This is a genomic window from Corynebacterium sp. HMSC071F07 (assembly GCF_001810285.1).
GTDB classification, from domain to species: domain Bacteria; phylum Actinomycetota; class Actinomycetes; order Mycobacteriales; family Mycobacteriaceae; genus Corynebacterium; species Corynebacterium simulans.
On sequence record NZ_KV800664.1, the window covers coordinates 1 to 376 of the forward strand.

Consider the following 376-nt stretch of genomic DNA (forward strand, 5'->3'; position numbering starts at 1 on the left):
CATCGCGATGTGCCTTGATGGTGCTAGCTACGCGCAGATCACACACGCATTGGGATGTTCACGACGAGAAGTATCCCGAGCGAAGAAAGTCATCAACGATGAGGAACTAACTCCAGAGCGTTTCCATCAACTTCCACCGGGATGGTTCGATGAGCGATTCAGCGACGGCCGGAGTAAACGGACGATGACCTACGACCAACCTGATTTTCATGCTCTTGCCCGCAAACTGAAAAGTACAAAGCATGTGACCAGGCACAAGCTGTGGATGGACTACTTGTCGCAGCCGTGTCCGACGGACAAGACAAAGTACCAGTACTCCCAGTTTTGTAGTGGGCTCAATGAATTTCTGCGTGCCAACGATCTCGTCGAAGTTATC

The 376-nt window shown here is 51.3% G+C and carries 1 pseudogene; it reads left to right on the forward strand.

Annotation, left to right across the window (positions count from 1 at the left end):
* Position 1: 1 nt before the first annotated feature.
* Positions 2-376 (forward strand): annotated as a pseudogene (locus HMPREF2724_RS00070) (transposase); the annotation flags it as partial.